Source organism: Pantoea rwandensis (assembly GCF_000759475.1).
Taxonomy (GTDB): Bacteria; Pseudomonadota; Gammaproteobacteria; order Enterobacterales; family Enterobacteriaceae; genus Pantoea; species Pantoea rwandensis_B.
This window is the reverse complement of record NZ_CP009454.1, coordinates 2,592,989-2,607,393: the sequence shown is the minus strand read 5'-3', so window position 1 is coordinate 2,607,393 and position 14,405 is coordinate 2,592,989. Positions and strand designations below refer to the sequence as shown.

General features: G+C 42.9%; 9 protein-coding genes and 1 pseudogene. 5 read left to right on the top strand and 5 right to left on the bottom strand.

Features of this window, described 5'->3' with window-relative positions; translation table 11 throughout:
• Window positions 1-126: 126 nt before the first annotated feature.
• Window positions 127-519, top strand: a complete 393-nt coding sequence (locus tag LH22_RS11955) for a YgiW/YdeI family stress tolerance OB fold protein (protein ID WP_038646813.1) — start codon at window positions 127-129, stop codon at window positions 517-519.
• Between the two features lie 1,887 nt (window positions 520-2,406).
• Here the strand turns inward: LH22_RS11955 and LH22_RS11945 are convergent.
• The 3 genes and pseudogenes from LH22_RS11945 to LH22_RS11930 all read right to left on the bottom strand — a co-directional run bounded on the left by LH22_RS11945 (window position 2,407) and on the right by LH22_RS11930 (window position 4,834).
• On the bottom strand, window positions 2,407-2,937 hold the full coding sequence (locus tag LH22_RS11945; RefSeq protein WP_052059407.1) for a DUF4113 domain-containing protein: 531 nt from the start codon (window positions 2,935-2,937) through the stop codon (window positions 2,407-2,409).
• 50 nt (window positions 2,938-2,987) lie between these two features.
• Window positions 2,988-3,358, bottom strand: a pseudogene (gene umuD, locus LH22_RS11940) (translesion error-prone DNA polymerase V autoproteolytic subunit).
• 1,242 nt (window positions 3,359-4,600) lie between these two features.
• Entirely contained in the window at window positions 4,601-4,834 is a 234-nt protein-coding gene (locus LH22_RS11930; RefSeq protein WP_038646807.1) for a hypothetical protein, read from the bottom strand.
• A 379-nt stretch (window positions 4,835-5,213) separates the two neighbouring features.
• On the opposite strand from LH22_RS11930, the gene LH22_RS11925 reads away from it, so the two are divergent.
• Complete coding sequence (locus LH22_RS11925; protein WP_038646805.1) at window positions 5,214-5,426, top strand: DUF2116 family Zn-ribbon domain-containing protein; 213 nt, start codon at window positions 5,214-5,216, stop codon at window positions 5,424-5,426.
• A 2,779-nt stretch (window positions 5,427-8,205) separates the two neighbouring features.
• Window positions 8,206-9,696, top strand: a complete 1,491-nt coding sequence (gene amyA / locus LH22_RS11910; RefSeq protein WP_038646799.1) for an alpha-amylase — start codon at window positions 8,206-8,208, stop codon at window positions 9,694-9,696.
• Window positions 9,697-9,752: 56 nt separating this feature from the next.
• Here amyA and LH22_RS11905 read toward each other — a convergent pair whose 3' ends face one another.
• Window positions 9,753-9,980 (bottom strand): hypothetical protein, encoded by a 228-nt coding sequence (locus tag LH22_RS11905; protein ID WP_038650089.1) that lies wholly within the window; start codon window positions 9,978-9,980, stop codon window positions 9,753-9,755.
• A gap of 280 nt (window positions 9,981-10,260) precedes the next feature.
• Between LH22_RS11905 and LH22_RS11900 the strand changes: the two genes are divergently transcribed.
• Window positions 10,261-10,482, top strand: a complete 222-nt coding sequence (locus LH22_RS11900; protein ID WP_346421585.1) for a DUF3606 domain-containing protein — start codon at window positions 10,261-10,263, stop codon at window positions 10,480-10,482.
• 68 nt (window positions 10,483-10,550) lie between these two features.
• On the opposite strand, the gene LH22_RS11895 is transcribed toward LH22_RS11900, so the two are convergent.
• Window positions 10,551-11,924 carry a methyl-accepting chemotaxis protein gene (locus tag LH22_RS11895; protein ID WP_038646797.1) on the bottom strand — a complete coding sequence of 458 codons (1,374 nt, stop codon included), beginning with the start codon at window positions 11,922-11,924 and terminating at the stop codon, window positions 10,551-10,553.
• A gap of 333 nt (window positions 11,925-12,257) precedes the next feature.
• Here LH22_RS11895 and LH22_RS11890 point away from each other — a divergent pair, with 333 nt between their 5' ends.
• Window positions 12,258-14,033 carry a GGDEF domain-containing phosphodiesterase gene (locus tag LH22_RS11890; RefSeq protein ID WP_038646795.1) on the top strand — a complete coding sequence of 592 codons (1,776 nt, stop codon included), beginning with the start codon at window positions 12,258-12,260 and terminating at the stop codon, window positions 14,031-14,033.
• Window positions 14,034-14,405: the final 372 nt, after the last annotated feature.

The following is a 14,405-nucleotide window of genomic DNA, read 5'->3' as shown; positions in this document are numbered from 1 at the left end:
TGGATCGTTAGCTCCCCCGATCGCTGAATCATTACTCTTTATGTAACATTAAAACTACGTGCGCATCCGTCACTTTTATCATGTTGTGCCAGGCTTAAAGTCGATTCCTCATAAATGGAGATTAAAATGAATAAAGTTGCCTGGATCGCAGTAATGTTACCTCTCAGTTTTGGCACTTATGCTGAATCTGGCGGATTTGAAGCGGGTAAAACCCCACCCCCTCAGAGCAAAGAAGATGCAGGTTACAAAGGATCCGAAGACACCTCGGAAACACCGGTCACACTGATCAAAGATTTCCGCCAGGGCGGTTATGTCACTCTTGAGGGTTACATCGTTAAAAAAGTGAAAGGCGACATTTATCAGTTTCGTGACAGCACGGGCACGGTGAATATTGACGCCCCAGTAGCTACCTTCAAAAGCAAAACCTTCAATTCTGAAGATAAAATTCGCGTCAGTGGCAAGGTGTTTGGCAAAGGTAAAAATGCGCATTTAAAAGTTTCACGCATAGACGAACCCTGAAAATTACCCGCATGCTCCTGCTCATTCCGGGCAGGGGCCTGAACCCATTAAGAACATGCGCTATCTCAAATGGCTAGAGTGTGCATCCATAATATCCCGTCGTTCAAAGCATGACTTCGCCAGCATACACCGAATAAGTTCAATATTACTTTCAATAAACATCCATCCCTCACGCTTAGATTACATTATGGCAAACCTGGTTTTTAATGATTGCGAATCTGACTATAGCAATTTGATTACAGGATTTTTGATTGTTTAACTTTGATCTTGGGGAAGAGGTAAGCTTCACTCGGTTAAGCTAATTATTTCATTGCGTTAGGCCATTAACATCGCTTAGATTTATCTGTGTCATAATAGGCATTATCTTAATAAAATTATTTAGTCATGACTCAATCTTCCCGCTTCGCATGCAATCCCATTATCTCGGTCTAAACTGTGTTTATCGCTACCACTTTCCTGTGATATCGATAAAACTCCGTTTGATCATGATTCGCACTCTTTGTGCAGGCCCGGCTCGCCACCAGCTCCGGGCTTTTCTTTTAAATGAAGATTCTCATACACTTCTGTTTTTGAATCTTTCAATGATTCTAAAACGAGCATTCACGGAGCATTTTGAAAGATAGAATCAAAACAGAGACGCTGTACATAAACCAAGCGCGCTTTACCACTTGATGAGGATTTAGCATTTGAATGCATTTCTGCCCGGTTCAATGCGATTCTTCCGGCTTGAATTGTGCTTTTTTAATGACTGTCAGCCGATGCAAGTATTATGTGTTTTTTACTTTCAGGCAATTACAGTGGTGCACAATAACCCTATTCACTACACGTTCACCTGCCCCTGACGGGTGTTTTTTGTACTCAACTGGGAATGATTGCATCACTACATGCAATAAAATGTAAGATGCGTGATATCCGAAAGTACAATCATTATCCCAAAATTTGCCCGCTATTGAACTCACCCGTAGTGCGATCTTTCTTCCTGCATGGTCTACAGTTGTCGGTAAATAAAATTCCTCCTGAATGAGAAAACAGGTCCGTATGAGATACCTGACGATTCCTGCGTTAACGACGGTGCTTTTGCTTGCAATAATTTTTCTGATCCAGGCACAATGGATTCCCATGATGTGGTAAAACGTCTTATCTTGGCAGAACAAAAAATAAGATAAATGAATACCAGACACTCTCCGCACAGGCTGAACTCAAGGGCATTCTGTGTTTTTTTGCGTCAAAGCCTGTAAACCTCAATGAAAAGTCAATTTTCATGCTGTTAATGTTCGCACAAGATTACTTCAGTTAAAGTCAAAGGATTCTCTATCCGAATTATCTTATCTAGCGCTTTGAGTGTCTTTCTTTTGACTTTTTTGCACTGCCCCCCTAACCGAATCACCTTCTTCCAGCCACCATCAAATGTCAAAACATCAACTTTTCTCACTCTTTATTGCCGCTTCGCTAGCGTTTAATCAGTTCCAGTCTATTTTCAATAGGTCGCCTTTTACTTCCCTGTTTAGACGACACAACTCTTATTGGAAATGTTTGGCATACATTGATGCCGCCCGGGTGACTGGATTCTCCCGGGCTTTTTATTTACTGCACCAGATTGGCGATCCATCTTGCCCTTTTATGGCCGTGACCTCATGCGTTACAACGCCAAGGATAGCCATATCTTCCAGTAAATTTTCTTCCAGAATCAATCCTTCATCCGTTATTACCCGGTGTGGATGTGTGTATAGGTTTCCCCACTCATACATCAGTGACATATCCAGCAAAACCATATCCCCATCTCGGGCCGGAGTCGTTCATCAATGATGCAGGTCCGCCCCTGAAACTTAAACAAATAACATGTTGAGCTTGTGGGTAGCAGCTGCTGCAGAGGATTTAGTCAAAACGTCACCTCGCAACGGGCAGGTCCGAAAAGCGGGTTGTGTACGCCGGGGACAACATTTCCCGCTTCATGGCCCATGTTTTCTGCATTCCCTGTCCTGCAAACCCCAATTTCCCCTTCCCGCTCTGGTTAAGGCCGTCAACAACTCGCATCAGCGCATCACTGTTGGCCTGTGGTTTGTAGTCCTCCAGTACGCGGCAGTTACGGTCCCCGGTCAGGTTCATAAATGCTTCGTCGATCGAGTAAATTTCGACGGACGGCGCCATGTCTTCCAGCGTCGTCATCACCCTGTTGCTCATGTCCGCATACAGCGCATAATTCGAGCTAAACACATGGACCTTATGACGTCTGAACTCATCCTTGAGCTTGAAGTACGGTGCCCCCATAGGCAGTTGCAGAGCTTTCGCTTCTGCCGATCGCGCGATGACGCAGCCATCGTTATTCGACAGCATCACCACCGGCTTACCACGCAGATCAGGTCTGAACACTGTCTCGCAACTGGCGTAGAAGGAGTTCGCATCCACCAAGGCAAACATTAACGGCCCATCGCCTTAATGGAGTGTCTGACCACACCGGAGATCTCAAACTAATCAGCATCGGGGATCGGGATAATGACGTGTGCAGCATTCGTGGGTTTGTGATGCAGGAATGGCCGGATCATCAGTTGCTTCACGGCGAAATCGCCGGCAATCGCTGCCACGATGATATCCCATGCTCCGCGCTGACAGAGCTGTCTACCACTAGCATGTCACCATCGTTAATACCACCCTCGATCATAGAATCACCACTGACCCGGATGAAGTAGGTCGAACTGGGATGGCTGACCAGCAGATTATTAAGGTCTAACCGCTGTTCGACATAGTCCTGAGCAGGCGAAGGAAAGCCACACGGGACTCTGGCAATAAAAAGCGGTAACTTCAGAATGGCGCGGATTTCCGCTAGTCTAAAAAACTCCATAAAAATTGCCCTGATAAGAGCTGTACATATAAACAGTAATAGTACACAGCACAATCGATCAAGGCGGGCATGAAGACTTTTTCCAATGGTGTTGTGGGTAAAGGGGATTTAATTTCAGGTGTACGGAGTGTTTCTGTCTGCTGGGGCGGAAATCATGAGCGCGAAAATGATAGTTTTTGAGCACATTTAGGCCGTCTTAAACAAGATATAATCAGCAATAAGCGCTGGCCGCTTCGGTTAATTCTCTGAATTTAAGTTTTTTGATTGTTAATCAGTATGCTTTATTAGAAATTACTGGAATTTTATCGCTTTCGTTAACACATCCTACCACCCGCAAATTAATGGACTATGGTATGAGGGCCAGTCGTTGACTGGCAGCACTGCACACAGGATGCGTTTCATACGAGAGAGACATTCCTTAGCCACTGCTTTTTGGCCCGCCTTGTGCGGGCTTTTTTTAGCTTACTCCCCCCTGCACCACGCGGTTGATAACGGGCAGCCCACAGGAGTGGCGTTTCGGCATGGAGGCTTACAGTCTATTTCAACTCCATGTAAAACCCCTGACTTCGTTCTTCGGCTACGCTTTTAGTCTCTGAAATGTGCATTACGCTTAGTGAGCAAAATGCCTGTGCGGGAACGCTGGGACAAAAATGGAGCGTGCTCAGTAGGTGAATCATCAGTACGCAGCCTTGGTGATTTCAGTGATGACCGACATGCTACCGGCATGGCTTCGTATTTTGACTGTGTACCGTCTGGTTGGCTGAGGTGACTTATAGATTTTTCACCAGGATCCGTTGTCATACTGAATATTGTGGCTATCACCGTGCTCACGATAGGCTTGTCAAAGTTTCTGAACGTTTTTTTGAAATACATGCCCTGCGCTCTGCAGGCAGTAAAATTCAGGAGTTTCCATCAGGCTGACATTATCAATTTAGCGGTTCGTGGTGGATGTTGGCAGGTTTTCATCGATTCAAATTCTCGTGTTATGACACACAGGAGATTGAACATGCGACACCTGATTATACCGGCTGTCACCACCGTGCTGGTTCTGATGGTTATCTTTCTGTTGTAAACCCGGTAGGGACCCACGCCCTGGTGACTCGACGCATCAGAGCGGGCAAATAAAAACTAAAATTTAGTAGTCAGCACTCTGCATGAACCGGATTCAAGGCTGGTTCATGCTTTTTTTTATGTAAACAAAAATACCACCGATATGTTGGCGGGTTTCAGCCTGTAACCGGTTCATCCGTTGGGATTGAACACCTGGAAAGCCCTCTCCTCCCCCTCCCGAAGGGAAATATCCCTGAAGGTCGTTGTGTGCATTTCGATCCATTTGTTGGCGGCGCGTAGCGAGTAGCGCCAGTTCAGACTATTGAGTTCTTCGACAAAATCGAGTGTCCTGATGGTATAACGGCCAGCGGCATCGCGTTTAACCGCCTGCCTGAAAGCAATCATAATCTCGTAGTCGCGAGGCATGTCGAAACCCTCCCGTTACCACTGTATTTACATACAGCATTGATGAGTTGGTGATGCTGTTCAAGCCGTACCGCTTGAGACTTTGTAAGCTGATTGAATGCTATAGGAATTTAGACGTGTAGGGCATTTGATAATGGATATACGGTATGGAAAGGACCTCAATAGCCCCTTTCGGCGGTGGGTAAATCCGTAACCGGGAAGGAATGTTGAATGTCGGGAGTTTATATGAAAAATCACCAAATTCAGATTATTTGAAGCGTTAAACCGCTTATTCTCAACAATTGAACTAAGCTGAACGTCTGCGCAGTGAATGGCATCTGATGATTCAGGCCGAAAAGCGCTTAGTAATACAACATATTGATGATAAGGATTTTAATTAATGGATGATGTGGATCTGGCTCAGGAACGTGAAGAAGCGCATTTAGCGGCCTCTTTGTCTGCCCGTAAGCCGCGCCTGGTAAGCCGAAATGGTAACTGCATCTGGTGTACTTATGAGGCAATTGTGGCTAACACCGCTTTTTGTTCTGCAGAGTGTGGCGAGGACTATCACAAGCATCAGCGCGAGATGAAGCAGAGAATTACTGGTGATTGAATATCTTGATAAGCATTCACCAGAAACTCAAACACTCATATACGTTGCTTATCTCAAATTATCTGCCATGCGGTTAAAAAGCTCTTTCGTTAAGGCGATGGAGCAATACCAACAGTAATGATATCATATTGAACGGTACTTATTCTGAAAAGCGAATTTATGCCCGTATGGAACGGGTTTAAATGGCCTTACCCAAATTTCAAATCAAAAAATAAATTTAGCTCCTGAACTTTGACAGATTAAATAAAAACCCTACGCTTAATTAGCAACATATCGTTGCTTTACCATGGGCAGGAAATTATGAAAAATTTATTAGGCGGGATGTTCATTATAGCGAGTTTGGTTACATTGGCGGGATGCCAGCATGAAAGCCCTGCGGTGGGTAACGATGGCCGCCCACATGCCCCAAGTAATGAGTCGGTGCCCGGTGGGCCATTAGGTAAAGGCCCCGTCGGACAACCACAGAGTTAATAAAAACTCTAGACTACAATGCTTAAGTGCATGAATGCTTTTGTTATGCAGGAAAAGCGTATTTGCCTGCAGTGGTGACTCGATGCGTCACAGCAGGCCTGAAATGGTTATAAAAGATTATCTGATACACTCCGCAGCGACTGCAGATATAAGCAATCTGTGTTTTTTTAATTTTAAGATCAGCAATTTTTCAGTTACATACTAAACGGGTCCCGTCCCCAACGGGACGCCATCAATTTAAGGCAAAACTTCTGCTGCCCGGAAATTCATCCGGGCTTTTTTATTTCTCCGCGCATGGCTAATCAAGACCTTGATACTCTTGGGCACTACTGGGCTTTTTAAAATCTTGGCACAAAACATATCTTGTTTTCTGTGAGTGGCATTCTGAGCCTATCCACTTAAAAAATAATTTGATTTCAATCATACTTTCAGAACGTATCAAAGCACTTCAATACGTAATGAGGACGTTTCAAACACCAGGGCCGGGTAGGTTCCTAACTTGGAAATTCAGTGTCTGCATGATCATCTTCGAGTTGCTGATAAGTGATGGTGGCAATATCAAAGGACGTTTGAATTTTATCAAAAATACTTTTTCACACTTTTGAAAAAACCTACTCCATAGCATCAGGACGAATGAATTTTAAAATGCTAGAAAAAACATCATTTTTTAATTGAGACGGACGCAATAAATTCTATTGAATCTGGCTTTTAAATTCGATTAACCTGATTTGAAATGACTTTAAAAATCCATTTGGCATTACTGCTGCCCGCTGAGTCTTTTTCGATAGTAAATGACTGTGTTTAGTCGGCTCTTTATTCTGAAATTGGCGTGGTTTATCACTTTTGCCCATCGGGGGTCAACGGTGTTCCGATTATAAGCTTTAAGAGCATCCAGCAAGGTACTCCACTGGCGGGCCTGGTAAGGTTTGTCATCTCTCAGGTTAATTCGCATATGCTGTACGGTAGAATCTACCTGCCTTTTGGCTTCCAAAAGACTCAAACCCGACTGATGTGCCGCGGCTATTTTTCTAATCTCAACAACGTAAAGTTGCAGATCAAATCCGTTTTCTCTCATTGACTTCACCACTCACTGCTAATTATTTGAATATTTAATAGCAGAAAAAATCAAAAAATAAAGCGAAGCCGTGAATTTAAAAGTTTAGCTTCTGGATAAACCATTAGATGCGCACTTTATTTATCTTTACGCTTTACTTGATAGTAATCAATTAGTTCAGCATTAACGACCAATCACTCAAACCTCACGAGATTGATTTAATCATAAATAATTTGAATCATTAATACTCAATTCATCGAAGAATTTTTGTGAAATCATGCTGCTATATACGGGAGAGTTCATTAGCAATGAAAAAGAAATGTACAATTGATGTCAACTTGTATAACTTTGGGCCGCGGCTATCGCCGCATGTAACGAATGGTGCATTGCATCACCTCTGTAAGTGTTTATGGATTTCCACTTATAGAGGTTTTTTTTAGTGTTAATCAAAAACGCTTACTTTCTCTAATTACTGGTTCATTTGTCCCCGTACGGGTCATGCTTATGGTCTTCACTATCGTCGCGCGTGCGTCGAATTTCACCGTGTTCATTAGGATTATTCTTTGCGGTATGGTTGTCTTCTTCATAGGCATGACCCGTAATAGGATTGGCTTCAGGCAGTCCCTTGCGTATATAACATTCTTTAGTGTGTTGACTGTTACTTGTATGGACGCCCATAATTAACCTTAATGCCAGGGTTAATTAATGGCAGTGCAAACCTTGCACTCAATGTGGTTATTTTAATTACATTCAGAATTAACATATGGATATGCGAAATTTTGGAACCCTCTCTAAATTAACTGTGTTAATCAATATAAACAAGCTCAGCTTTCAATTTCAAATTCGCTACATGAAAATTTCCCACCCCAAATTTTCATTAGAACGGCTTGGCAAGAAGTCGTTAATAACGCGTCAATCGATTGCCACTTCTTTTACCTCACTCAGATTTCGACCACGCCTCATCATCTTTTCGTAATGTCGCATATCACCCAATAATTTAGAAATCGTTACAATAAGATAATTTTTATTGATCTACATCCAGCGATACATTAAAGGAATTTAAGTAAAGACAAAAGATTCCCCTTACGGAATTCTGCTTTTACAGCTTGAAAAGGCCCTGTCGTTTTCCTCACGACAAATCATTTTTTCTTTCTTAAGAGTTGTCAATGAAAAAAAGTAAAATATAAAAAACCTTCCGCGCTGCAAAAATCATTTTTCACTCCATAATTAAAATGTCTAAACATGGAGAAACAAATGAAGAATCCAACTCTGTTACAGGCATTCCACTGGTATTACCCTGATGGTGGTAAACTCTGGCCCGAACTCACCGAGCGAGCGTCAGGCTTGAATGAATCTGGAATAAACATGGTCTGGCTACCGCCTGCCTACAAAGGCGCCGGGGGTGCAACTTCTGTAGGATACGACACTTATGATCTGTTCGATTTGGGAGAATTTGAGCAGAAAGGTAGTATTTCAACAAAGTATGGTAATAAAGAAGATTTACTCAGAGCTATCAGTTCATTGAAAAATAATGATATTGCCGTTTTATTAGATGTTGTTGTTAATCATAAAATGGGGGCTGATGAAAAGGAGGCAGTTCAGGTCAACAGAGTGGACGAAAACGACCGCACGAAAATTGATGAAGAAGTTGTTAGCTGCGAAGCCTGGACACGCTATACCTTTCCGGCCAGAGCGGGAAAATACTCTCAATTTATGTGGGATTTTAAGTGTTTTAATGGTGTAGATCACATTGAAAACCCCTCAGAGGATGGGGTATTTAAGATAGTTAATGATTATACGGGAGAAGGTTGGAATCAGCAGGTTGATGAAGAAATGGGTAATTTTGATTACCTTATGGGCTCAAACATCGATTTTAGAAACCACGCAGTAACTGAAGAAATCAAATACTGGGCACGCTGGGTTATGGAACAAACGGGTTGCAACGGTTTCAGACTTGATGCAGTTAAACATATTCCCGCCTGGTTTTATAAAGAATGGATCGAGCATGTGCAGGCTGTTTCAGACACCCCTCTGTTCATTGTGGCAGAATACTGGTCTTTTGAATTAAATAAATTACAACAGTATATTGAGCAGGTTGAAGGGAAAACAATGCTCTTCGATGCACCTCTTCATATGAAATTTCATGAGGCATCTAAACAAGGTAGTGATTATGATTTGAGTCGAATCTTTGAAGGCACATTAGTTGAAGCCGACCCTTTTCATGCGGTCACATTGGTTGCGAATCATGATACTCAGCCCCTTCAGTCTCTAGAAGCCCCGGTTGAAGCCTGGTTTAAGCCACTGGCGTATGCGCTTATCTTATTGAGAGAAAATGGCGTTCCCTCAGTATTTTACCCGGACCTCTTTGGAGCAGACTATGAAGATACGGGTAATGATGGTGAAACCCATCGTGTTGACATGCCAGTCATAGATAAACTCGATAAGCTACTGCTGGCACGTCAGCAATTCGCGCATGGTGTTCAGACGTCCTGGTTTGATCATCCAAACTGCATTGCATTCAGCCGGAGTGGTACGGCGGAACAACCAGGATGCGTTGTGATAATGTCAAATGGTGATGACGGGGAGAAAACGCTTAATCTTGGTGAATCCTTGGCTAATCGGGTCTGGCGAGATTATCTTTGTAATTCCGGTGAAGTTGTTAATACTAATGAATCGGGAGAAGGCGTGTTTAGATGTAAAGCGGGTAGTGTAAGTGTTTGGGTACTCGAAGAATTTACTTCCTGATACGCTGTTTACACCCTTAATTAATGTGCCGGCAGAATTCATACTGCCGGCAAAATTTATTTGGTAGAAAGCTGATATTCAGGGTGTTTTCCTGCCAGCAGTAGTAAAAATTCGTATTCTCCCTGACTGAGTTGAGCAGGTTTCGAAAGCGACTCCTTCATTTGCCACACTCTCAGACTCAGATTAAATCTTTCGGCTGCATTAGCCTGTGTCATACCCGCTTCAATGCGTAAGCTTCGAATATCATGCTGGACGGACATTACCGGTACAAAGTTGTTTTTCATCATAACTTATCTCTGGCGTTGGTCTTTGGTGTGTGTAATGGTCAAAGAAACTTTATAAAAAACTCCACTTTCAAATATTTAATGCTCATAAATCTAGTTATGGAAAATTAACTCTTCGCTTATATTTTCACCCGCCTCGCTTACTTCCCGTCTCTATATCAGAAACATCCCATAAATAGTTTTAGACATTTATTAGGGAATATTCTGCTTTTTAGTTTAATCAAATCATTCAGAATCTGACCCCCAATTGGCCCCAATTAAATCAGAAAATTTTTTTCATATGAGGTTAGTCATGAAAGACCCGATTCAACGTCGCATCCCCCATGATTTGACGCAGGTAATAATTAACGAGCACTGGCAAATAACCTACTGGACTCTTACGCTCCAAACCACTCAGGAAAGGCTGACCAGAGCTATCAGGGAAGTAGGTTCAAATACAGAACAGATACTTGCATGGCTCAGGGATCATCCCCCTCTCATAACACCCAAGACCATGATTTAATTATCTGTAATTAAATGAGATTTTATTAGCAATTAAATCAGTTATCCCATGGCGTAGGTTAATGTGTCTTACACTTGATTGGTTGCCGGTAATGCGAAATGAATGATGGTCTTAGCCATGTCTTCGGTTCTGCTATTGAGCCTTACGGCTGAGCTGGCAACATGCCTGACCAATGTGGAATTTTGCTGTGTGACCCGTTCGAGATCGGTTACTGCCTGCGTCACCTGAATGATCCCTTTGCTCTGTTCATTTGAAGCATAAGATATTTTCCTGATGAGTTCATCAACTGAAAAAACGCATTGGGTCAACGCTTCCATAGTGTTCCCGGCACGATCTGCGACCTCTTTGCCTTCATTCACACGAGAGAGAGTTGCATTGATTAACCCTTCAATTTCTTTGGCTGCACTTGCGCTGCGCTGAGCAAGTGTACGAACTTCTGTAGCAACAACAGCGAATCCTCTGCCCTGTTCTCCTGCCCGTGCTGCTTCAACGGCAGCGTTTAACGCCAGTATATTTGTCTGAAATGCGATACTGTTAACTGTGGCGGTAAACTGCCGTATTTTTTCGGCTTCCTCGGTAATACCATTCATCATGAGCCCAACTGAGTTCACCAGCGTTTCGCCTTCTCCGGTTATGTATGCCGCTTTCTCTGCAAGACTGCTTGCTTCATCAGCACTTAATGCATTTTGCTGAACGTTTGCACTCAATTGGGTAATACTATGGGCTGTCTGCTCTAAGGAAGATGCCTGTTGAGTAGTCCTGCCAGAGAGGTCAGTATTGCCCGCTTCGATGTCTTCAGCCTCACGCTTCAGCAGGTCCGTATTTTTCTTGATGGAAAGTACAGTTAACAAAAGACTGTCTTGCATGGTTTTCACCAGTGGTACCAGCTGCCCTACACAATTTCTACCCAAATCTTGCAATGGATTAGTCAGTTCGCCGGAAGCAATTCCTCTGAAATGTTCCCTTAAGGTTGTCAGAGGCTCAACGAGGTGCACGACCAGAAAACGGTCGCAGAACACCAGTAACACAATGATAAATAATGAGGCAACGGTGAAAGCTAACTCGAGTTTTTGACGATCATCATTGAATGCATTCTCTTTATCAGCCAGTTTCTCCCGGAGGAATTCCAAACGCTCTTTTGATACTGAATTAAAATTTATATCAGAACCTGTCAAGGCTGTTCGAAATTCATTCCAGTCTGGTGTAGCAGGAACTTCTCCTGCCAGGGTTCTCTTCAAGGAATCGTCACCTGAATTCATCACATTACCTGCTCGGGTCAGAAAGATAAGTTCAGCTACCAACTTTCCTTCACGCTGCGTTTGTTTATGTAGATCTCTTAAGATTTCTGAACCATATAAACCAGCAAGAGCAACAACAATAAAAGCGGCAACAAGAATGCACTGCACTACCCGGCGAATAGTAAAGTTTGTAAGAAATTTCATTTAATTACCTGGTGTTGTGATTAATTTAGGAAAAAATAGTAACCATAAAAATTATTTTCGTAGCGTGCTATTAGATTGCGCGCAAGTGCGTTCTCAGTTAGAGTCTGGCAGGCATTTAAAAAAAAGGAAATATTCCAGCAAGAAATATTTTTCTCTAACAGATAGACCCTTTTAATTAAACTAAAAAAAACAGGACGTACTCGAGTGACCGTCTTATGATGGTGAAAGAGACAACAAAATGCTTAATCTTCACTCAGTTTATAGCTTCTCCTTCCGGTCGGTTTTTTTCTTTCACTTTTACGTTCCGGTTATTAGACCCGGCACGGGGGATTTATGAATAAAAATTTAAATGCTATTAATGAACGTCATAAGCGTGCGCTTGAAGCCCTTCTCGCCCCTGATGAAGAAAGGGACAATGTCCTGAGGAAATTTGTACATTTAGCCAATCAGGCGCTGGGTATCCCTGGGAGCTTCATTTCAGTTTTAGATGAGGAATTTCAATACATACGGGCCTCGCATAATTTCTCACTGAAACACTCAAAAAGAGAAGAGTCTTTATGCCAACATGTTGTTGATGGCGACAGTGCACTCATCGTTTCAGATACATGGCTTGATGCTCGTTTCTTAACCCACCGCTTTGTTACTGGTGAACCTTACATTCGTTTTTATGCTGGCGTTCCGCTTAAAGATCGAGAAGGCCAAGTATTAGGTACTTTTTGTGTGACTGATCGGGAACCACATCCCTTCAGCGATACGCAGCTCGCAACGCTTAAACAGCTTGCTGAGTTAGTAATGTCATTTCTGGAAGCCTGGCATGCCACCGGTTTTAATGACCCTGTTACTCACTTGCCTAACCGCTCACGATTAATCAGCGATATGCAGTCGCTCGCTGCAGAGGGAGATAAGTTCAAGCGTCGTCTGATTATTATTGATTGCCTGAAAATGGCACATGCTTATGACTTAGCTAAAACAGTTGGAATGATGCCGGTTGAAGAACTTCTCAGGGATATAGCTATAAAATTGCCTCGCCGGTTAAGTCCTCAAAACGGTGAGATGATTTATGCGATTTCCACGGGACGCTTCGCCATTCTGGTTCGCGACGAAAGCCGCCTGGACGCCTCGTGGATTGCCGGGCGTATGGAAGGCATCTGTGCAGAATTAGGTAATGGGATATCAATTACCCTCACTTCCCATGCGGGCCAAACGGATTTTACGGCAATTTCATCCAAAGCCTATGATGTCGTTCGCCGTGCTTCGGCTGCACTTGAGGAAGCGATCGATAAAAACTTACCTTCAGTCATTTATAAAGAGTCAGAAGAAATAAAACGTTCGAATGATTTTACGCTTATGAATGAGCTTTCTGATGCAATACGTTTTGATAAGGGCCTGTACCTTGTATATCAGCCTAAAACTTGCCTCAAATCGGGTCAGCCCGTCGGCCTTGAGGCGCTGATACGTTGGACACATCCTGTCAGAGGTGAACTCTCACCCGCGGCATTTGTACCAATGGCTGAACAAACGGACCTACTGCATGAGATGACAGAATGGGTGATTGACACGACGATAGCCTGCCTTAAGCGACTCAATCGACAAAATATTCAATTGCCCGTCACAATAAACGTCAGCCTGAACGATTTCGCAAAAAGCAATTTTGCAGATCTACTGGAATCGAAAATGCTTGAGGCCCGATTACCTAATAACCTACTGGGAATTGAATGCCTTGAAACTGAGCGAATTATTGAAAATGCACAGGCACTATCCGGCTTGCATAGACTTTATGAAAAAGGGTTTAACATATCTCTGGATGATTTTGGGACAGGTTACAGTAACATCAGTTACCTGCGACGTATGCCGCTAGATGTAATAAAACTTGATCGCTCACTCATATCAGGTGTACTCAAAGATGCCTCATCGCTCATCATAGCGCGCAGTATTATCAAAATGTTAAAAGAACTTGATTATACGGTGCTCGCGGAGGGTGTAGAGGACGCTGAAGTAGCCACTCTTCTGAGTGATTTCGGTTGCGACCAGGCTCAGGGGTATTTTTTTGCTAAGCCGCTATCTGATCCTGAACTGGACATATGGCTTCACAGACGCTTGAGGAACTGAAAGCACAAGTCCAGTTAACAATACGCCTGCTCCGACTTAGCAGCGCGTGACTCCATTAACAGTGTTGCTAATGTTCATTTTGAGAGATTATGAGATTCATCCTAATCGTTTTCATCACCGAAGCGCACTATAATTTTATCGCTTAATACAGATAATTAAGCACCCCCCAGGGGGATGAGTAAACTTTAAGGATCGGTCATCAAACCAACTTTTAAATCCAGCTTTCAACCCGCTATTGCGGGTTTTTTCTTGGTCGTAAAAAACTTCAAGATAATTTTAACTTAATCACACAATTCGTATTTTTTAACTGAATCTTATGATTGACGACTGAAAGAACAAAAGAAATTAAAATATTATTTAACAGCATGAAAA

Bases quoted from the DNA above. Each gene is read 5' to 3' on its own strand.
- amyA (WP_038646799.1), top strand. From the start codon at position 8,206: ATGAAGAATCCAACTCTGTTACAGGCATTCCACTGGTATTACCCTGAT.
- LH22_RS11945 (WP_052059407.1), bottom strand. From the start codon at position 2,937: ATGTTTGCCTTGGTGGATGCGAACTCCTTCTACGCCAGTTGCGAGACA.
- LH22_RS11955 (WP_038646813.1), top strand. From the start codon at position 127: ATGAATAAAGTTGCCTGGATCGCAGTAATGTTACCTCTCAGTTTTGGC.
- LH22_RS11925 (WP_038646805.1), top strand. From the start codon at position 5,214: ATGGATGATGTGGATCTGGCTCAGGAACGTGAAGAAGCGCATTTAGCG.
- LH22_RS11890 (WP_038646795.1), top strand. From the start codon at position 12,258: ATGAATAAAAATTTAAATGCTATTAATGAACGTCATAAGCGTGCGCTT.
- LH22_RS11930 (WP_038646807.1), bottom strand. From the start codon at position 4,834: ATGCCTCGCGACTACGAGATTATGATTGCTTTCAGGCAGGCGGTTAAA.
- LH22_RS11895 (WP_038646797.1), bottom strand. From the start codon at position 11,924: ATGAAATTTCTTACAAACTTTACTATTCGCCGGGTAGTGCAGTGCATT.
- LH22_RS11900 (WP_346421585.1), top strand. From the start codon at position 10,261: ATGAGGTTAGTCATGAAAGACCCGATTCAACGTCGCATCCCCCATGAT.
- LH22_RS11905 (WP_038650089.1), bottom strand. From the start codon at position 9,980: ATGAAAAACAACTTTGTACCGGTAATGTCCGTCCAGCATGATATTCGA.